The 18,830-nt window shown below is 33.9% G+C and carries 16 protein-coding genes and 1 pseudogene; 1 reads left to right on the forward strand and 16 read right to left on the reverse strand.

Going from position 1 to position 18,830, the window contains the following annotated elements; all coding sequences use genetic code 11:
- Positions 1-9 precede the first annotated feature (9 nt).
- Together SCA31_RS13335 and rpmH are read right to left on the reverse strand one after the other, a co-directional pair.
- Positions 10-720, reverse strand: a complete 711-nt coding sequence (locus SCA31_RS13335) for a cell division ATP-binding protein FtsE (protein ID WP_106914457.1) — start codon at positions 718-720, stop codon at positions 10-12.
- A 154-nt stretch (positions 721-874) separates the two neighbouring features.
- A complete protein-coding gene (gene rpmH, locus SCA31_RS13340) occupies positions 875-1,033 on the reverse strand; it encodes a 50S ribosomal protein L34 (RefSeq protein WP_034701860.1) in 159 nt (52 codons plus the stop codon).
- 234 nt (positions 1,034-1,267) lie between these two features.
- Between rpmH and SCA31_RS13345 the strand changes: the two genes are divergently transcribed.
- On the forward strand, positions 1,268-2,272 hold the full coding sequence (locus SCA31_RS13345) for a DHH family phosphoesterase (protein ID WP_410697485.1): 1,005 nt from the start codon (positions 1,268-1,270) through the stop codon (positions 2,270-2,272).
- A 92-nt stretch (positions 2,273-2,364) separates the two neighbouring features.
- Here SCA31_RS13345 and SCA31_RS13350 read toward each other — a convergent pair whose 3' ends face one another.
- From SCA31_RS13350 to SCA31_RS13415, 14 genes and pseudogenes are all read right to left on the reverse strand, one after another.
- Positions 2,365-3,177 carry a patatin-like phospholipase family protein gene (locus tag SCA31_RS13350; RefSeq protein WP_410697486.1) on the reverse strand — a complete coding sequence of 271 codons (813 nt, stop codon included), beginning with the start codon at positions 3,175-3,177 and terminating at the stop codon, positions 2,365-2,367.
- A gap of 63 nt (positions 3,178-3,240) precedes the next feature.
- Positions 3,241-4,023 carry an alpha/beta fold hydrolase gene (locus SCA31_RS13355; RefSeq protein ID WP_410697487.1) on the reverse strand — a complete coding sequence of 261 codons (783 nt, stop codon included), beginning with the start codon at positions 4,021-4,023 and terminating at the stop codon, positions 3,241-3,243.
- 125 nt (positions 4,024-4,148) lie between these two features.
- On the reverse strand, positions 4,149-4,673 hold the full coding sequence (locus tag SCA31_RS13360) for an ExbD/TolR family protein (protein WP_410697488.1): 525 nt from the start codon (positions 4,671-4,673) through the stop codon (positions 4,149-4,151).
- A 198-nt stretch (positions 4,674-4,871) separates the two neighbouring features.
- A pseudogene (locus tag SCA31_RS13365) lies at positions 4,872-5,042 on the reverse strand (T9SS type A sorting domain-containing protein); the annotation flags it as partial.
- Between the two features lie 18 nt (positions 5,043-5,060).
- Complete coding sequence (locus SCA31_RS13370; RefSeq protein WP_410697489.1) at positions 5,061-6,401, reverse strand: T9SS C-terminal target domain-containing protein; 1,341 nt, start codon at positions 6,399-6,401, stop codon at positions 5,061-5,063.
- A gap of 135 nt (positions 6,402-6,536) precedes the next feature.
- Positions 6,537-8,609 carry a cytochrome c biogenesis protein CcdA gene (locus tag SCA31_RS13375; protein WP_410697490.1) on the reverse strand — a complete coding sequence of 691 codons (2,073 nt, stop codon included), beginning with the start codon at positions 8,607-8,609 and terminating at the stop codon, positions 6,537-6,539.
- 427 nt (positions 8,610-9,036) lie between these two features.
- Positions 9,037-11,442 (reverse strand): TonB-dependent receptor domain-containing protein, encoded by a 2,406-nt coding sequence (locus SCA31_RS13380; RefSeq protein ID WP_410697491.1) that lies wholly within the window; start codon positions 11,440-11,442, stop codon positions 9,037-9,039.
- A 20-nt stretch (positions 11,443-11,462) separates the two neighbouring features.
- Positions 11,463-13,640, reverse strand: a complete 2,178-nt coding sequence (locus SCA31_RS13385; RefSeq protein WP_410697492.1) for a peptidase domain-containing ABC transporter — start codon at positions 13,638-13,640, stop codon at positions 11,463-11,465.
- On the reverse strand, positions 13,633-14,442 hold the full coding sequence (locus tag SCA31_RS13390; RefSeq protein ID WP_410697493.1) for a glycosyltransferase family 9 protein: 810 nt from the start codon (positions 14,440-14,442) through the stop codon (positions 13,633-13,635). The genes SCA31_RS13385 and SCA31_RS13390 overlap by 8 nt, the downstream gene beginning before the upstream one ends.
- A gap of 143 nt (positions 14,443-14,585) precedes the next feature.
- Entirely contained in the window at positions 14,586-15,368 is a 783-nt protein-coding gene (locus SCA31_RS13395; protein WP_410697494.1) for a hypothetical protein, read from the reverse strand.
- Positions 15,369-15,375: 7 nt separating this feature from the next.
- Entirely contained in the window at positions 15,376-16,575 is a 1,200-nt protein-coding gene (locus SCA31_RS13400; RefSeq protein ID WP_410697495.1) for a radical SAM protein, read from the reverse strand.
- Positions 16,576-16,645: 70 nt separating this feature from the next.
- Positions 16,646-16,852 (reverse strand): hypothetical protein, encoded by a 207-nt coding sequence (locus tag SCA31_RS13405; RefSeq protein ID WP_410697496.1) that lies wholly within the window; start codon positions 16,850-16,852, stop codon positions 16,646-16,648.
- Positions 16,853-17,167: 315 nt separating this feature from the next.
- A complete protein-coding gene (locus SCA31_RS13410) occupies positions 17,168-18,079 on the reverse strand; it encodes a helix-turn-helix transcriptional regulator (protein ID WP_410697497.1) in 912 nt (303 codons plus the stop codon).
- The gene (locus tag SCA31_RS13415; RefSeq protein ID WP_410697498.1) at positions 18,072-18,641 is read right to left on the reverse strand and encodes a GNAT family N-acetyltransferase; all 570 of its coding nucleotides are present in this window, start codon (positions 18,639-18,641) and stop codon (positions 18,072-18,074) included. The genes SCA31_RS13410 and SCA31_RS13415 overlap by 8 nt, the downstream gene beginning before the upstream one ends.
- Positions 18,642-18,830 lie beyond the last annotated feature (189 nt).

The raw sequence follows: 18,830 nt of genomic DNA on the forward strand, positions 1-18,830 counted from the left end.
CTTTAATTCTTATTCAAACAATTCTGCGGTATCCAATACAGATACTTTTCCGTCTTCACATCTGATCGCTTCACCAGGGAAGTTTTGAATCATATGGTAGTCATGCGTTGCCATTACTACTGCAGCTCCGTTTTCAAGGGCTACTTGCTTCAATAGCGTCATAATTTCATTGGAAGTTTCCGGGTCAAGGTTTCCTGTTGGCTCATCAGCTAAGATAAGATCTGGGTGATTAAGTAGTGCTCTTGCGATGGCGATACGCTGTTGCTCACCTCCGGAAAGCTCGTGTGGCATTTTGTGCTTTTTGCTTTTCATGTTCACACTTCCCAATACTTCATTGATGCGGTCTTCTATTTTTACCTTATCGTTCCATCCTGTAGCTTCCAGAACGAACTTCAGGTTTTTCTCAACCGTTCTGTCAGAAAGCAACTGGAAATCCTGGAATACAATTCCTAGTTTTCTTCTAAGGTTAGGAATGTCAGATGGCTTTAGCTTTGCCAGTTCGAATCCTACCACAGCCCCGTGTCCTGATGCCAATGGAATGTGACCATAAAGCGTTTTCAAAAGCGAGCTTTTCCCAGAACCTGTTTTTCCGATAAGATAACAGAATCTCCCTTTTTTAATGTTAAGATTTACATCAGTAAGGACCGTAAAGTTTTTCTGTGCAATTTTTGCATGTTGCAAACTTATAATATTGTCTCCGGAGATATTTGTATGTGGCATAATTTAATTTTAAAGGCTGTTTCTAATAAAAATATTTCAACTTTTAAAAATAGAAAAAATAAGTCATTTTGACTTAAATTTTAGTAAATTTTAACAACAAAAAATGCCTGAAAAGCAACTTTTCAAGCATTTTTTGTATATGATAATAAAAAGATTATCTCTTAGCGCGTGCTGCACTTACAGTTAAACTCTTTCTGCCTTTAGCTCTTCTCGCAGCCAAAACTCTTCTTCCATTTGGCGTAGACATTCTTTCTCTGAAACCGTGTTTGTTTCTCTTTTTTCTTTCTGATGGCTGGAATGTTCTTTTACTCATTACTATATGTTTAAATCGTAATTAATCTATTAATTTTCAGGTTGCAAAGATATAGAAATTTTTATAAGATACAAACTTTGGTTATCTTTTTTTGAAAATATTTGAAATGTTTTTTAATCAAACATTTCCAAACCCTGATAAGAAACGAATTTCTGCCTGCAAAAATAATATTAAAATGATTTATATAAAAGCTCTATCTTTGAAAACTTAAATTTTAACGAAAATAAACACAAGATGTTTACACCAGCAGAACTTTTAGAGATCAATACTTTACTTACGCCTGAAAACAAAATAGTTATCCTTACCCATTATAATCCGGATGGAGATGCTATTGGGTCCAGTCTTGGATTGAAGCATTATTTAGCCGCTAAAGGAATTCATGCTGAGGTTATTGTTCCGAATGATTTTCCTAAGTTCCTGAAATGGATGCCAGAATCTAAGAAAGTAATTATTGCAGAATACAAAAGAAAATTAGCTTCTGATATGATTTTCGGGGCAGATGTGATTTTCTGTCTTGATTTTAATTCCCCATCAAGAATAGGGTTATTAGGAGACTGGTTGGTAAAGGCTCAGGGAAAGAAAGTTCTTATTGACCACCACCAACAGCCGGAGCCATTTGACTTCGTGTATTCAGATACTGTAATTCCTGCTACTTCACAGATGATTTATCATTTCATTGAAGCAATGGAAGATGAAAAATTAGTGAATCAGGATGTGGCGGAATGTTTATATACAGGGATTATGACTGATACAGGAGGTTTCCGTTTTCGTTCTACCAGTGCTACTACCCACAGAATTATTGCTAACCTGATTGAAAAAGGAGCAGATCCTGCCATGATTACTTCCAATACATGGGATACAAATACTGTTTCCCGTCTTCATTTGTTGGCTTTGGTATTAGGAAGAATAGAAGTAGTAAACGAGGGTAGAGTAGCTATCTTAAGTCTTACGAGAAATGAACTTAAGGAATTTGGATTCCAGAAAGGAGATACAGAAGGTTTTGTAAACTATGGTTTAAGCATTGCCGGAGTAAAGATGTCTGCTTTTTTTATGGAGGATCTATATGAAGATTTTATTAAGATTTCTTTCAGAAGTAAGGATGATGTAGATGTAAACCAGTTCTCCAGAAAATATTTCAACGGTGGAGGTCATATTAATGCAGCAGGAGGAAAATCTGATGATTCTTTATCAGGAACCATAGAAATTTTCAAAAACAGATTGATTGAAGAAAATTTGTAATGGATAAAAAGTAATTAACCTATTTTAGGTTTGAAATATTGAGTGTTATAGATTTCTATAGCACTTTTTTATTTCAATAAGTTTTCCTTTTATTAGATTGTCAAGCCTTTTCTATAGCCTTTTTCTTCCAATTCCATACAGGTATATTCATAGACCTGCTGAAACATTTCATCCAGATATTTCTTGTTAAAAAGACTGTACTTTGTCATTTTTGGCGGATCTAAGAATATGTTGCAGTATTTGGTTTTAGAATAGACTGATTTTGCAATAGCTAAGTGAAGGATCCTGTCAAACTCTTTCATTAGACTCATTTTATTGAGTTCATCATAGCTTATTGAATTCACATGAGAAGCTATCAGAAAGTCACATTTGTCCATGATGGGTTCAATAGGAAGGTTGTCCAGAACCCCGCCATCTACATATATTTTATCACCCATTCTTACAGGGGGAAGAATAAATGGAACACTTGATGAGGCCAGAAGAGGGGTAAAAAGTTCTCCTTCGGAAAAGAAATCGATAATTCCATGAGTCATTTCTGTAGCAGCAACGTACACAGGAATTTTTAAGATATTAAAATTATCCTCAGGAAAATAGTCCTTGAATAGTTTTAAAATAAAACTCGAACTAAAGATTCCGTTTTTTGATAATTTCAAAGAAGACCGGGAGAAAAAAGAAGTATGTTTTACGATTTCCATCATTTCATCAGGAGTCTTCCCAAAAGAATAAAAAGCACCAATGATAGAGCCAGCGCTTGTTCCTGAAATAATGTGTGGTTTCAGATTATATTCTTCCAGTGCCTTTAGGACAGCAATATGGGCAATTCCACGCATTCCTCCGCCTGAAAGTGTAAGTCCGATAACCGGTGGTTTCGGTGGTTTCTTTTTTTTGAACGAGAATAAACCCATTTCGAAAAATTATTCTTTACTAATATACGGGATTCTTTTATGAACAATTCTTTGTGGTGAACCTTATAAAACCAGTTTTTTAGGAAGATTATGAAGCAGCTCTGTATTGATAATTTCTGCACAAATTCCCGGCTTTTCCCAATGGCCGTTGTGACCACAATCTAGGATGTAGGATTTTATATTTGTTCTATCCGGAAGATTTTTGATGGTTACATCTGTTTTTACAGCGTTGTCGTGTTTTCCTGCCAATACTAAAATTTTGGCTTCCAGATTTTCCATGATATGCTTTTTATCGGTTCTCTCTACCATTCCTTTTACACAGGCAAGAGCTCCCATATTGTTCGTGGAAAGTGCTGTTTCAAGTGCTATTTCAATTTTACCCTCCAGGATGTCTCTTTCATTGGGATTGAATAAATTGGGGATTCCTGCTCTGACATAATGAGCAAACGCATCCTTAATAATCCTGTAACTTTTTATACGCTGTTGTTTTTTCTCTTCATCATCTGCAAAATAGGTGGAGAAAAACAAGGTTAGACTTTTTAACGTATTGGGGTATTTTTCAGCAAAAGCTAATGAAGTATAGCCCCCCATAGAGTGTCCCAATAAATGTACTTTTTCTAGATTCTGATCATTCAGAACTTTTTTAACTTCATCAGCCATCAGTTCCATGGTGTGAATTTCTCCAATGGTTTCAGATTGTCCATGCCCAGGAAGATCAATTTTTAACAGTGAAAAATCCTTGGAAAGATGCGATTCCATATCACTCCAGATAGATAGGTTTTCCATAAAACCATGAAGGAGGACTAATGTTTCTTTTCCGTTTCCTTTTCTTTCAAAGTTCAGCATGATTTCAAAATTATAAAAGTTAAAATAATACAACTTGCCTTATGTAGTTTCAAAGGTTTGTTGCTGATAGGTTTCACTTTCAAATGTAAACAAAAAAAGAGCATTTTAAAAACGCCCTTTATTTTTTATTGAGTTACTTCCTTGTAAATTTTTGTTTCCCAAGGTTTGATGTCTGTAACGCCATATCGTTCTTTTTTAGAAATAGCCAGATTATCCAGCATATCTACAAAGTTTTTATAATTGGCCTCATCAGTTGGTTTCACTATAACCGTGAATTTGTCTGGTTTAGGAGCGTTTTTATAAGCTTCAGCAATGATCTTGGAGATTTTTATTCCACTGAAATCAGTTTCCTTGAGATTTGTGGAATTTAGATCTTTCTCATTACTTTGGTGATAAAATACCCGGTTGTCTTTTCCAAGAATGAATGTGACCTGGTTTTGATCTCCAATGACAGGTGTGTTAATAGGATTTGCATTTGGATCTTTTGCGGGGAGGCCTAAATCCATTACATTGGGTTTTGTAAAATTTGAGGTCAACATAAAAAATGTAATCAATAGAAATCCCAGGTCTACCATAGGAGTCATATCTACTCTGATCATTTTTTTCTTCTGTTTGCTGCCCTGCTTCTCTTGTGCAATTACTTCAGCCATAATTAATATTTTAAAATGTTAAACGGTATTTGATGAAAACTTTAAAAACCCGATCGTGATTTTGATGAATTGATACAAAGTTTGTACCTAAAATTAATAAATGGCAATAAAATTTAAAATTTATACAATTAGTGATATTAAAAAATATTACAAGGTTTTATATTGGTAATGTTTTGTGATTTTTTAAGATAATGGTTGTTATTTATTTATAAGAAGTTTCTCAGATAAAATGATTTTTCCGTGGTTTTCTATTTGAATAAGGTATAGTCCATTGGCAAGCTGGGAAATGTTTATTACAGCTTGTGTATTATTGTATTTTTCGGAGAATAATTTTCTTCCGGATGTATCGGTAATACTGATTGTTGTCTTATCCGGTAAAGAACTGACCTATACAAAATCTTTGGCCGGATTTGGATACAGACGTGGTTTATTCTTTTGGCTACTCTCTGAAACACCCAGTTGTTCTGGGCTTAATTTGACTACCCAAACGTCTGTTGAACCATGATTTCCTATGATATCTCCAGTTGTAGAAAAGGTAGTTCCGGAAATAATATAACCATTATCAGCAGTCGTTTCAATAGAGTTGAAAATATCAAAACTTGGGCCTCCTAATGTTTTCTGCCATTTCAGATTTCCCGAACTATCTAATCTTACTATCCAATAGTCCTGTTCTCCATGGTTTTCGGTAACATCTCCATTGTTAGAGACTGTCCAGCCTCCTATAATGTAACCCCAGTCTGGGGTCTGGCGGATAACTTGTCCATTATCATGAGCACTTCCACCCAGATACTTATCCCATTGTATATTCCCTGCATTGCTTAATTTTACGACCCAATAATTAGGAAGCCCGGTTTCTCCACCTGTTAAAGCTGTTCCTGCAACAATGTATCCTCCATCAAAAGTCTGTTGGGCAGAATAACCAATATCACTACTGGTGCCACCTATTGATTTTTCCCACTGTATATTTCCGTTATAATCCAATTTTACAATCCAATAATCACTATCTCCATGGTTTCCGGTAACATCTCCATCTGTAGAAGTTGACCAGCCAGCAATAATATAGCCGCTATCAAAAGTTTGTTGAATAGAATTTGCATAATCTCCACTGCTTCCCCCGAGTGATTTTTGCCACAATATATTTCCGTTGGTATCAAGCTTTACTACCCAATAATCAAGGCCTCCATGGTTTCCAATAATATCGCCGTCTGTAGAGCTTGATGTTCCTGCTACTATATAGCCGCCATCAGAAGTCTGCTGGATAGATTGTGCATCATCATTGTTACTGCCACCTATTGATTTCTGCCACTGTACATTCCCATCTGTATCTAATTTTACCACCCAATAATCTAGGCCTCCATGGTTTGTAGTAAGGTCTCCATCATTGGACATAGATGATCCGGCTACGATGTATCCGCCATCTGTAGTTTGTCGGATACATTGTGGAGTTTCACCATTACTTCCTCCGAGCGACTTTTGCCATTGTATATTTCCATTGGAACTCATTTTTACGATCCAAAAGTCAGAAGTTCCATGATTTCCGCTCACATCTCCATCATTAGATGAAGTAGATCCTGCTGAAATATATCCATTATCTGAGGTTTGTTGAATAGAGTATCCCCAATCATAATTGCTGCCACCTAATGCTTTTTGCCATTCTATAGAAAGGGCAGTCTGGGCAGTAAATATTGAATAGGTTAGTAATAAAAAAGTAAATATAAAATATTTCATATGTATTTGAATTGGTGTTGGTTAATCAAATGTAGTCAATTTTGTATTTTGATAAATATTTTATTATTCATTTTAATTTTAGCAATAAAAAAACTCACACTGATAAGTGTGAGTTTAAAGATTTATGTAAATGATTTACTTACTTTTTTTATAAAAATTTACTCCGCATTCAAGGAATTTCTTAAAGTCCTCTTTGGGCATATAGCCTGAAACGGGAGTGTTGATTACTTTTCCGTCAGGAGTTATTAAGACGTAGTGAGGCTGAGAGTTATTATTAAAGTTAACCTGTTGGAATAGGCTCCATCTGTCTCCAATTGTTTTTACCTTTTTGATTTGCCCTTCTCCAAGGTCAATCTTTGTTTTTTGATCCTCAGGAAGTTCTTCTTTATCGTCTACATATAGAGAAGCTAAAACAACATCATTTTGTAGGACTGGTAAAATATCCGGTTCGCTCCATACAAATTCTTCCATTTTTCTACAGTTTTCACAGCCATAGCCCGTGAAGTCGATTAAGATAGGTTTATTTTCCTTTTTAGCAATTTCAATAGCCTTGAAAAAGTCATGTTCAGGATGCATTCCTAAAATTCCGTCTTTTTCATCATGGAAGTAGCTAACATTCAAGGGAGGCAAGATTCCGCTTAATAGCTGAAGCTTTGGACGGTCAGATGGAATCAATCCCTGGATCAGGTAGATCACAAATCCGATTCCTAATGCCCCTAATATTTTTCTTGTAATTGATATTTTAGGTTTTTTATCATCGTGTGGGAACTTGATTAATCCAAATAAATATAAAGCTAATCCTAAAGCAATGATAATCCATATGGCGATGAAAAGTTCTCTTTTTAAGAAGAACGTTTTAGATACTAAATCTGCCTTAGATAAGAATTTTAAAGCTAAAGCTAATTCTACGAAACCTAAAACCACTTTTACTGTATTCATCCATCCTCCCGATTTTGGAAGACTTTGTAAAGCTTGTGGAAATAAAGCCAATAGACCGAAAACAATAGCCCATGCTAATCCAAATCCTGCCAATGCAAATGTTAATAACATCGGAACATTGGACGATCCTGTTACTGCACTTCCCAATAAACTTCCTAGAATAGGACCTGTACAAGAGAAAGAAACAATCACCAGAGTCAGTGCCATGAAGAAAATACCGATGATTCCTCCAGCTTCTTCAGCTCTTGATGATTTATTGGCAATTGAACTAGGTAATGTAATATCATAATACCCGAAGAAACTTCCGGCAAAGAATATAAATATAATAAAGAAAGCAATATTCAGCCATACACTCGTTGAAATCTCATTGAAGATATTCCCTGCAATTCCATCAATAATATGGAACGGAATACTTAATAAAACGAAAATAAGAAGAATGAAAAATCCATAGATTATAGCATCCCTTTTACCTTTTGCTTTGTCCTTGCTTCCCTTAGTGAAGAATGAAACAGTTAAAGGAATCATCGGAAAAACACAAGGTGTTAATAAAGCAATTAATCCTCCAATGAAACCAAGGAATAAATAAGTCCAGTAGTTTTCCTCAACTTGGGTAGTAGCTGTTCCACAATCTGTTAATGGATTTTTGAAATCCAATGTTTCAATTTTTAATTGCTTTGGATCTAATTTTGAAGCCTCAGAAATAGTTACGTCTGCTTTTGTTGGGCTTGTAGTAACGGTTTCTAAAGTTTTTACAGAATCTTTTGCTGCTGCTGTGTTTTCTTCAGTCGTAGCCTCTTCTTCAGTGGCTCCTTTGGGAGTGACTTTCTGATTGAATTCTAATGTATTTGGAGCAAGACACACTCTGTCATCACAAGTTTGATAGGTGATTTCAGAAGTAACATCTGCTGGTTTTGTAGGATCTTTTAGCTTGAATTTCTGTTTAAACCCAGCCGAGTTGGAGTAATAAACAATGGTTCCGCCAAAAGCTTCAGAAAATTCTTCATGCTTTTTACCAACCTCTGTAAACTTTCCTATAAGTTCAATATTCTTTCCTGAAACCTTGTACTCAGTCGGGATTCCTGTATCTTCAGGAAGATCCTTGGAGTAAATATGCCAGCCGCTTTCCATGGTGGCATTCAGAACAGCTTCGTACTGATTGTTACCCAGATCATTGACTGTGAATTTAAACTTTACAGGATTCTTAATCTGTGCATTGACTCCTGTTGCTAAAAATAGTAGAATTAATAAAAACCAATTTCTAAATTTCATTTTTCGTTTCATTAAAAATTTTGAGAATACATTTTGTTTTCTCATCCTTTGCATATCTTCTATCCTGTCTGAAAGGTAATACTCCAAGTATGGGATTGTTACCATCAGTCAGTATCCAAATTTTTTGCCTCGCTAAAATAGATAATTTTTCGTCCCTAAAAAACTTAGAAACTTTCTTTTCCCCAAAAAAATTGCCAGAAAAAATTCATAACCATTCTGCTATTTTCTTAAATGCAGTGGAATGTGAAGTTTTTCAGCATCAAAGATCCAGTCGAAATTTTATAGATTTCATCAATGTCTTCAATTTTTAGGTGCAGCCAATACTTCTGCTTGGGCTTAGATTCCCTTTTACCCATAAAGTTAAATGAGGCTGGAGGTTTTTATTTTTTTGATAATCCTTGAATGCATGGAAATAATAACTGAGAGTTTATTTGAATACTGCCCTATCTTTTTCATCAGAATTTTTAACTTCTCTTGAAACATCCTTGATTGATTTGTTTCCGAAATTATAAATGACAGAAAGTCTGATAAATCTAAGGTCTTCATAATTTCTGTATGTTGTCTGATTATTATTTGAAAATCCTGTGTAAGATATCTTATTGGATTTGAAAATATCATTAACATAACAGACCATCTGCAGCTTTTTATCCATCAGAAATAATTTTAATGAGGCGTCAATCTGATAACCAGATGAGCTTCTGTCAAGATTGTTTACACCTTTGGAAACCTGCCAGGTATTAAGCCCGAAAAAGAAAGTTTTCTTTTTGTTTAAAATGAAATTTAGGTCAGCTTTTGTTTCAAAATTCCATCCGTTCAAGTAAGATAACGTAACCGGAGAAGAAGATTTTGACTGACTGTTAAAAAGATTGATATTAAGATTAGCGTTCAGCCATGGGAATAATTTCAGATAGAAATACTGATTAACCCCATAAGATCGGTTTGAAATAAAATTGAGAGGGGTTGTAGTTTGAATCTTCGTATCTGTATTCATAATGGTTAGCATTTCAAATCCATCCTTTAAATCTGAATAATACAAAGAGGTAATCATAAAATCTTTGTAATTATAAGTAAGTTCAATATTGTTTGTAAATTCAGGAAGCAGGTAAGGATTTCCTTCAGACGTCGAATAAGGAGAAAAAGTATATTTGAACGGGTTCAGTAAACTAAATTCCGGGCGGTGTATTCTTCTTCCATAGTTGGCTGAAAGCTGATTGTTCGTATTTATTTTATAAAGAACATAAGCGGTAGGAAAAAGTTTTGTATACTTAATTTCCGACTTTTGGTTTAATGTTTCCGACACCCCTTTTGTTTGGGTACTTTCCATCCGTAGACCTGTCTGAAATTCCCATTTTTCTCCCAGTTCCTTATTCATTGAGAAATATAAAGACTGATTTTTTTCTCTGAATGAAAATTGATTGCTCCGGTTAAAATCCAGATATTCATTGCCTGTGGAAAGATCATAAAAATTGATGTCATTTGACGTATTTACAAACGATATCCGGGTTCCGTAATTAAGGATGGCCCATGGGGTAGGATGCTCTACATCAAGATTCAAAGAATAGTTGTTGATATTTTGGAAGCCTTCATTTTTGCCTGATTCAAAGCCGGGGATATCCGGGAACGGGGACATTTTATCAAAGGTTTTGGAAATGTAATTCTGGCGGGATCTGCTTTTGCTGTTAAAATAGTCAAAATCAAAAGAAATCTTCTTTCCGATAGTGTCTATTTGGTAAATGATATGATAATTCAAAGAATTGAATCTGTTATTTTTAGAATCAACAGATGATGTATTGATTAAAGACTTCTCATTACCAATTGGTTTTCCAAATATTTTTGAATCAATATTGGACTCCACTTTCGGCGAAGAGAAACTGCCTATATACTGGATTCCTGTGGTTATTTTTTTGTTTAATTTATAGTCAAGTGAAAGTCTGGCAGAAAGATTATCTGTTAAAGCCGTCTGTTTGTTGTCTTCAATCCAGGTGATATCCGGATACTCGATTCGGGAATAATTGACAGGGGCATTGTATCCACCAGTATAATTGACGCTGGAAGATAGGGTAATATCTTTGTAATTTAAATTATAATTGGCGCCATTTTTATACATGAATTTTGAGGCAGCCTGTGCAGTTGTATTCAGGCTTAGGTTCCAATAATCTTTTTTTGATTTGCGTGTCACTATATTGATAATGCCGCTGTTTCCTTCTGCTGTATACTTTGCCGGAGGATTAGTGATGACCTCAATGCTGCTGATCTCATCAGATTTTATAGATTTCAGATAGCTGGGGAGGTCTTCTTTTTGAATGTTAATCGGGCGGCCATCCATCATAACTAGGATTTTTCCTTTTCCGGTTATTTTGATGTCATCATTCTGAACGGAGATTCTTGGTGCCAAACGTATGGCATCCATTACATCTCCACCGCTTGCTATGATGGAGTTTTCAATATTGAAAATTATTCTGTCTGCTTTCTGCTGAATGATCTTTTTTTTCTTAACAATAAGATCTACAGACTTTATTTCGATTTCTTTGTTCTCCACATAGAGATCTTCTGTTGCATTTCCGTCTAAATAAATATTTTTGCTGATGATTAATTTTTTTTCAGAAAAGGCTTTCACTGTATAATTCTTTTTGCCGGGAAGGTCTATGCTGAATTCTCCGGTTTCTCCGGTAACGGTGAAATATTTTTTTTGTTCTTGGTCTGTAATGAGTATTTCTGCAGAATTAACAGGTCTTCTATTAACATAGACATGTCCTCTTAATGTCTGTCCTGCAAGTTGTCCTAAGCAGAACAGAATACCGAGAAATGTATATATCTTTTCTTTGTACATCATAATTATTCTGTGTTGATAAGTTAATCTAATTCAAGCTGATTTTTTATAAGTTCGTAATATTTATTTTTTTTACCTAATAATTCTTTGTGCTCACCTTGCTCTATAATCTTCCCGTTATCCATGACAATAATATTATCGGCATTTCTTACCGTGCTCAGTCTGTGAGCGATAATCAGGACTGTTTTATTTTCAAAGAATATCTTCAAATTATTATGAATAATTTTTTCATTTTTGGTGTCTAGAGCTGAGGTTGCTTCATCTAGAATTAAAAAGTCCGGATTTTTGAAGACAGCTCTTGCTATGATAAGCCTTTGTTCTTGCCCCCCTGACAGATTAATACCATATGCGCCCACTTTTGTCTGGTCTTTCATAGGGAGTTTTTCGATAAACTCTTCAGAATTGGATAACCTGTATGCTGCTTTTTTAAGGTAGGTATACTCATCACTCTGTATGGTGTTTTCACCTGTAATGTTTCTTTCTATGGTGTCTGAAAATAGATAGCCATCCTGCATTACAGTACCTATGTTTTTTCTGATACTTGAGGAAGTAATGTTTTTGATATTTACTCCTTTTATGTAAATGTCGCCTTGGTAACGCTCATAAAATTTAAGGATAAGTTTTACAAGTGTAGTTTTTCCGCTGCCGCTTGCCCCTACGATGGCTGTTACTTTATTTTCAGGAATTTCAATGTTGATAGTGTCCAATACTTTATCTATATTGTTATAGCTGAAGCTTACATTTTTAAATACAATGGAATTTTTTTCCTGTATGTTTTTAAGATCAGAAGCTTTTTCATCATCTTCGTCTTTCTGCTCTTCTATTTCGCTGATTCTTTCCATGCTCAGTTTAGAATCCTGAACATTTCTGAAAAATGAGATTAGTTGATCAATGGGTGAATTGAGCTGTCCTACAATAAAAGATATGGTCAGAAGCTCACCTAATGAGAGTTTGTTGTTGATAACCAAAAGAGATGAAACAAGTGTTATGGAAAGATTTTTAACCTGATTCAACGCACTGAAAAAAATATACTGCTGCTGTCCAATCTTAGAAAGTCCAAGATTGAGCTTTAATGCCAATTTTTGGTAGGTTTTCCATTGTTCCAGTTTTACGTCTTCAAGACCATTTAATTTCACCTCTGTGATCCCGTTAAGGATTTCGAAAGTTAGGTTTTGAATATTTGCTTTTTCCTTAAATATCAGATAGTCATACAGTCTTCTTTTCTTCAGGAAATACAAAGAACCCAGAACAGAAATTACTGTAATGGAGATGTAGAGAAGAAACAACTGTGTATTATAAATGGACATTACGATTAGATAGACAATAATTGTAACCATTGAAAATAATGAAGTAATGCTTTGTGAAGTCATGAATGCTTCAATCTTTTCGCTGTCCTGAATTCGCTGGTTATAATCTCCAACTACTTTGGTTTCTAGAAAATGAATAGGTAGTTTAATGAGTTTTTTGAAGAAATTGTGAATAATTTCAATGCTAATTTGGCCACCTAGCTTGACCGTGATCCAGTTTCTGTATATTTCTGATAAATAGATCCCTATGTACAGGAATAATTGGGAAAGGATCAGATAATAAATAATCTTTTTGTCTCCAAGGGCTATCCCATCATCAAAAATTTTCTGTGTGATGAAAGGCAATAAAAACGTGAGTACATTGATGACAAATAATGTACAGAATATTTTGAAGATTTCCTTTTTGTATTTTTTTAGATATTGTGCAGTATACCCGAATAAAGATGAACGTTGAGGTTCATTGCTAACCATTAGGGTAGAAGGATTGAGGACAACGGCAACTCCCTTATCATCCTTATACCAGTTTTTTTTGAAAACGTCTGTAGTTACGGTTAATATGCCATAGCCTGGATCGGCAATAATGACATTTCTTTTATTGATTTTAAGAACGACAACATAATGATCATTTCCCCAGTGCAATATGTAGGGGAATAAATCCAGATTATTGATGTCATTAATATCGGCTTTTATGATATGGGTGTCAAAGCCAATCTTTTCAGCCGCATTTTTTAAAGAATTTATGGTAACTCCCTGTTTGCCATAATTACATATTTCCCTTAAAAAATGGATGTCATATTTTTTTCCATAAAATTCGCTGATCATTTGTATACAGACCGGACCGCAGTCCATTCTGTCTTTTTGATAACGAAAATTAAATTTATTTTTTTTAAACATCTATGAGTTCGTTGAATCTTTTATATACATTATCTGTACTGATATCTTTCAAATCCTTTGTTGCGGAACGCAAGTGTAAATGCTTTTTATTGAATCTAAATCCAAACTCCACTTCTGAAGTAGGTCCGAATATACCGATGGATGGTATCGCATATAAATCTGAAATATGCAGAAAGCATGAATCTACTCCAATAAAAAAATCTGCGGTTTCCAGATAGGCTGTTGCTATTAAAAATGGTAGTGGCTGTCCGAAGCTTAAGATTCTATGCTGATATTTTTCCTGAAGATCTATGTTGTCGAGACCAATGGGTACCAGGCAAATATTTGCATAAGTATCTAATATTTTTTCTAAAAATTCTTTATATATATTACTCTTTAAAGACTTTTCAGGTTCACTATCAAAATGAACAGCTAAATATTTAATGCCTGTCATCTTATTTTTCCTGACTTGCGGGGCTATTCTTTTATAATTTTCATCAAGCAGTGGCGGATAAGAAAAATCCTTTATCAACAGGTTTTTATCAAATAAATGCACCATCCTAAAATACAGGTCGAAGTTATGAATGCGCGTACTATATGCTATCTGATCTGTAAAACATGAATAATATCCAGCCGATTTTTTCAAATGAGGCAGTTGGTTCAGTAGTGCTTGTATATCATTTTCATAGATCCAAGTGTTAAGATATAAAAATAGATCACATTTTTGTATTTGTTCCGCTAGCGCATGAGGGTCAAATCTTCTTTCTTCACCAATATTGGTAAACTCAATTTCAATTGTTTTTTTGAAATTAAATTCATTCATAATATGGCTGTTTATTTTACTTTTGTTATGAATGATGGTGAGGCTACCATTAAATATCTTGTTAAGAGCTCTTAAGGTAGGAAGTGCCATGATATAGTCTCCGATCGCATTGCAAAAAAATAAACAAGGATTTTTATATTCCATTACTGAAAATAACTTCTTATGGTGAATGTAATGTCTTTGAATAGGTTACCGGAAGTAGAACCGTCATGAATGATATATTCCGTAGGTGCAATATAACCTTCGAAGGGATTTATTCTAATACGTAATACAGGATATTCTGGATTGCTGACTAAAAAATGAGTCACAATTTCATCAATTTCTGCATCTGAGCTTTCGGTGCTCAATTGATTAGCAGGAATGTTGATAAAGTAAAGATATCTTGCTTCTTTGCCAATATTGAAGCAGATCCTGTTTTTAGATTTTTCCCTTTCGGAAATAGGTTGTTTGTCCCAAGAGTCAATGTGAAGGCCTATGTACTGATCATTCTGTTTGGTAGTTGTATATTCATTTCCTGGTTCTATCTGGATTCCAAGGTTATGGATTTCTGAATTTATTGTTTTGGAAAGTATATAGGTCATTAAATCTTTTGCAAGGACTTTAAAGTCATCTAGGGCTGTAGTTTGTTCAAGCTCTTCATAAGATTCAACCATATTGAGGTTTATTTTTTTTATATCATTCTGAATATTTTCAGGAAGCGTTACTACTTTTATGATCTCATTATAACCGAAATTCAAAGTATTTTCCTTTGCTGCAAATACGATATTTTTTTCAGAATCTGATAGGCTTCTAAACGTGTTTTTAGGAATCAGTGCCCCTTGGGCATAATTGCCTGTTTGGGGCGATTCCGTTCCGTTATTAATTGAAACTAAACGATCATCACTGCTTGAAAGCTCCGCTAAAATTTTAATACCTTCTTTTAACATATTTTTTCTAATTGTAGACGGTGTCTAGTACCGACTTGATTTTTTTTGTATCCAGATATTCCATTTTCTCTTTTTCTTTGATATCCAATTGATTCAAAAGAGTATTTTGAATGTATGAGAACAATTTGATGAGATCAGAACAATAGATAGAGGGATTGTCAAACCCATTGCCAGAGTGATACCTGTGCGGAATAAAACCACCTCCACAAATTTCAAAAATTGGACATTTCTGGCATTGGACACATTGCTTGTCTTTATTTTTACTATGAATATAAAGATCTATAATAGGTGTTTTTGTAGCGTCAATAAAAGAGGTTTGATTGATATTTCTGTTGGTTTTGGTGAAGCTTTCTCCACAAATTTTTAACGAATCTACGGGTTCAATATCCCCATTAGTTTCAATGACAAATACGTCATTGGTATCAGTTCCGATATAATCAAATGAAATATTTCCTCCTAAAAAAACAATCAATGAATATCTGAAAAGTCTGATATCAATAGGTTTTTCTTCCATAAACCAAAGGTCAAATATCTTGAGGAGCCAGTCGGCATAGGGAGTTGCTTCCCTTTTGTATGATAAGTCGTGTTTTATGACTGCAGGTGCATTATCATAATTATGATCTGGTATTAAGAAATCAACAGAGTCTATTCCTAAATACTTCAGATGATTATAGGTCGCTATAGGATCAGAATTAATATTAATTACTGACAAAATACTTACACTGATATCATGCTCTTTCAGAACATTGATTCCTTTAATTACTCTGTCATAGGTGCCTTGTCCCCGGTGGTCAACTCTGTTTTCATCATTTACATTTTTGTCACCGTCCAGACTTATGCCAATATTTATTTTATTTTTTTTTATAAAAAAAGCCCATTCTTCAGTTATTAAAGTTGCATTGGTCTGAATTGAAAAGACAGGATATATTTCAGGATATAAATGTTCTTTTATCGTATCGATGATCTTCTGGAAATATTCAATTTTTGTTAACAAAGGTTCACCACCATGGAAAATGAAGTGGAAAGCTTTAGCCTCTTTTAAAGTACAGTATTCCTTGGCCTTGATCGCTAGATTTTTAACGGTCTCCAAGGTCATGTATTTTGGCTGCATTCTGTAAGAAGAATCCCCCATATTATACATGTAGCAATATTTGCAGTTAATATTGCATCTGCTGGCGATTTTTATAACACTATCTATACTTTTCATGGTTGTTTTTAGAAAAGGGAACGATAATAAATTGCTTTATCATCATTCCCTGTTATTTGAAAATGAAATATTAATTCTCTTGTTCCAGACCTGTTCCAGTAGATGGATCTAATGTTCCACCTTTAGAAAATTTAGTTTTGATTTTTACCCATTCTCCACCGGATAATGAATCTCCATCTTTAAAATCTTCAGCAAGAGATTTTAAAATTTCATTTTTTGAATTTTCAAGAGCGTGTTGTACTTCTTTAGCGTCATGTGTTACTTTAATGTTTTTCATGTTTTGTAAATTAAATATTAATATCCTGTGACAGTTTATAGTCGTTTCACTTTTGGGACTCACTATATAGTTGTTGGACCGGTTTTGAACTTTTAATAATAAAATTGATCACTTTCTCAAAACTAGAATATTACTTTAATCTGACAATAAAATGAATGACAATAAAACCCTTAAATTTACCCTTATTTTTTTTAAGGGGTATCCTTAATGAGTTTATATTGTTGATTTTCAGTATTTTGTAAAATAGATTAATTTAATAGAACGACTCAGTGAGGGGTGTGGATATGTACCTTATCGGATAAAATATGGCTTTATTTAATTTTCATATTGAGTAATGAGAAGCTCGCGTGAAGAGCTGCTTAATTTTTCGATCTCTTTTTTATTTCGAAGTCCTGTCTTTTTATAAATATTAGAGAGATGAGATGAAAGAGCTTTTTCGGAAATATTTAATTTTTGACTTATTTCTGAATATTTTAATAAGGGATTTTTTAATAATATTGTCAATATTTCTGATTCTCGGGTAGAAAGTTCATCAAATAATTTTTTATATTTTATGACTTTTCTTTTCGGATATAAAAAAAAGTCTAGGGTAATAATAAAAAAACCAAAGCTGAAACCGGTTTGCTCAATGAGCTGGTTGTCGCCAAAAAGTAAAATGCTAGTAGGAAGAGAAACCAGTCCCATAAAAGCCAAAAACCCATTGATCTCATGAAGTTTGAACACTGTACTGTCATGTTTCATGAATTTTTCATATTGCTGTCTGAAAATGCCTAGCAAAATCAGACTTAGTATGGCTAGGAAAAAGCCCAGAAAAATAATTCTGGAATGTTCCAAAGATTGTGTGATGGTATATGGAAGAATGAAAAGAATGATGAGCATAATGAGTAGAAAAATACCTATTGTTTCAAAAGATATTTTTTTTTTGAACAGAATCAGATCGTACTCATTTTTAATATACATGAGATAGTAGTATGCGGTGAGAACTCCAATGGTCCAGGCTAGAATATTTTGTGCTATAATGTTGATTCCGAATTTATGATCTGGTAACATTCCTTCTACCAAATTATAGAGCACCCCGGAGCACATGACTGCAATATATTTTAAGTAATAACCCTTGCCTTTTTTCTTTTTATGATCGGTAAATAGCTGTATTGTAGCAATGCCGATAAAAAGTAAAAAAAGGAGAATATAAACGGCGGTCGTAGGGTAGATTTCAGTATTAAACATAACTCAAAAAATATAGTGGATAATCAAGTTTGTGAGTTTCATGAAAAATAGAGAATCCATTTTTTTTGTAAAATTCCAGATTCTCAGGTGTTGTTGTTTCTACATAAATAAGATCTTCTGCATACTTTTTAATTGTTTCCTGGAGAAGAAATGTTCCAATTCCCAAACCCTGTGCCTCAGGAATTATTCCCATAAGCCATAAGTGGACAAATTTTTCTTTGGGATGGTATGCTTTTATCAGTTTTTCACGGGCTAATACATTAGGTATTCGTTTTATTCCGATGCAATGAATGACCAACTGAATTTCCAGCCAGAGTTTTTTTAAACTGAATTTCATTTCTTCAAGATACAGAATACAGCCTTTGCCGTCATTGCTTAGGAAAACACTGCCATAGAGCAGCGCTATATCAAATTGGTAATACATGAGAGCTTTTAATCTTTTTTCCCGGCTTCCGCTTTTATTAACTACAAAATTGATGGAATTAGGTATAAGTATGTTGATAAAGGCTCTGTATAATATATCTACAGCCATTTCTCGATCTCTGTAAGTTGCCTTATGCATTATCTTAATTTTATAAATATTTTAATATTTTTTTATTTATATCACTATTTGGTGATTTCATGATTACGAATATTGCTTTCTAAATGGGGTAAAAATAAATTATTGTTATTATTTAAATTATTTGAATGTTATAAATGTAAAGAAAAAATATGTCAGTAACAAATTCTGTATTTTTGATGTAAGATGTTT

The organism is Chryseobacterium sp. SIMBA_028 (assembly GCF_046535285.1).
Taxonomy (GTDB): domain Bacteria; phylum Bacteroidota; class Bacteroidia; order Flavobacteriales; family Weeksellaceae; genus Chryseobacterium.

Coding starts and splice junctions, on each gene's coding strand:
- SCA31_RS13410 (WP_410697497.1), bottom strand. CDS start 18,079: ATGTTTAATACTGAAATCTACCCTACGACCGCCGTTTATATTCTCCTT.
- SCA31_RS13380 (WP_410697491.1), bottom strand. CDS start 11,442: ATGATGTACAAAGAAAAGATATATACATTTCTCGGTATTCTGTTCTGC.
- SCA31_RS13395 (WP_410697494.1), bottom strand. CDS start 15,368: ATGTTAAAAGAAGGTATTAAAATTTTAGCGGAGCTTTCAAGCAGTGAT.
- SCA31_RS13360 (WP_410697488.1), bottom strand. CDS start 4,673: ATGGCTGAAGTAATTGCACAAGAGAAGCAGGGCAGCAAACAGAAGAAA.
- SCA31_RS13375 (WP_410697490.1), bottom strand. CDS start 8,609: ATGAAATTTAGAAATTGGTTTTTATTAATTCTACTATTTTTAGCAACA.
- SCA31_RS13355 (WP_410697487.1), bottom strand. CDS start 4,023: ATGCTGAACTTTGAAAGAAAAGGAAACGGAAAAGAAACATTAGTCCTC.
- SCA31_RS13345 (WP_410697485.1), top strand. CDS start 1,268: ATGTTTACACCAGCAGAACTTTTAGAGATCAATACTTTACTTACGCCT.
- SCA31_RS13350 (WP_410697486.1), bottom strand. CDS start 3,177: ATGGGTTTATTCTCGTTCAAAAAAAAGAAACCACCGAAACCACCGGTT.
- SCA31_RS13335 (WP_106914457.1), bottom strand. CDS start 720: ATGCCACATACAAATATCTCCGGAGACAATATTATAAGTTTGCAACAT.
- SCA31_RS13385 (WP_410697492.1), bottom strand. CDS start 13,640: ATGTTTAAAAAAAATAAATTTAATTTTCGTTATCAAAAAGACAGAATG.
- SCA31_RS13370 (WP_410697489.1), bottom strand. CDS start 6,401: ATGAAATATTTTATATTTACTTTTTTATTACTAACCTATTCAATATTT.
- SCA31_RS13415 (WP_410697498.1), bottom strand. CDS start 18,641: ATGCATAAGGCAACTTACAGAGATCGAGAAATGGCTGTAGATATATTA.
- SCA31_RS13405 (WP_410697496.1), bottom strand. CDS start 16,852: ATGAAAAACATTAAAGTAACACATGACGCTAAAGAAGTACAACACGCT.
- SCA31_RS13390 (WP_410697493.1), bottom strand. CDS start 14,442: ATGAATGAATTTAATTTCAAAAAAACAATTGAAATTGAGTTTACCAAT.
- rpmH (WP_034701860.1), bottom strand. CDS start 1,033: ATGAGTAAAAGAACATTCCAGCCATCAGAAAGAAAAAAGAGAAACAAA.
- SCA31_RS13400 (WP_410697495.1), bottom strand. CDS start 16,575: ATGAAAAGTATAGATAGTGTTATAAAAATCGCCAGCAGATGCAATATT.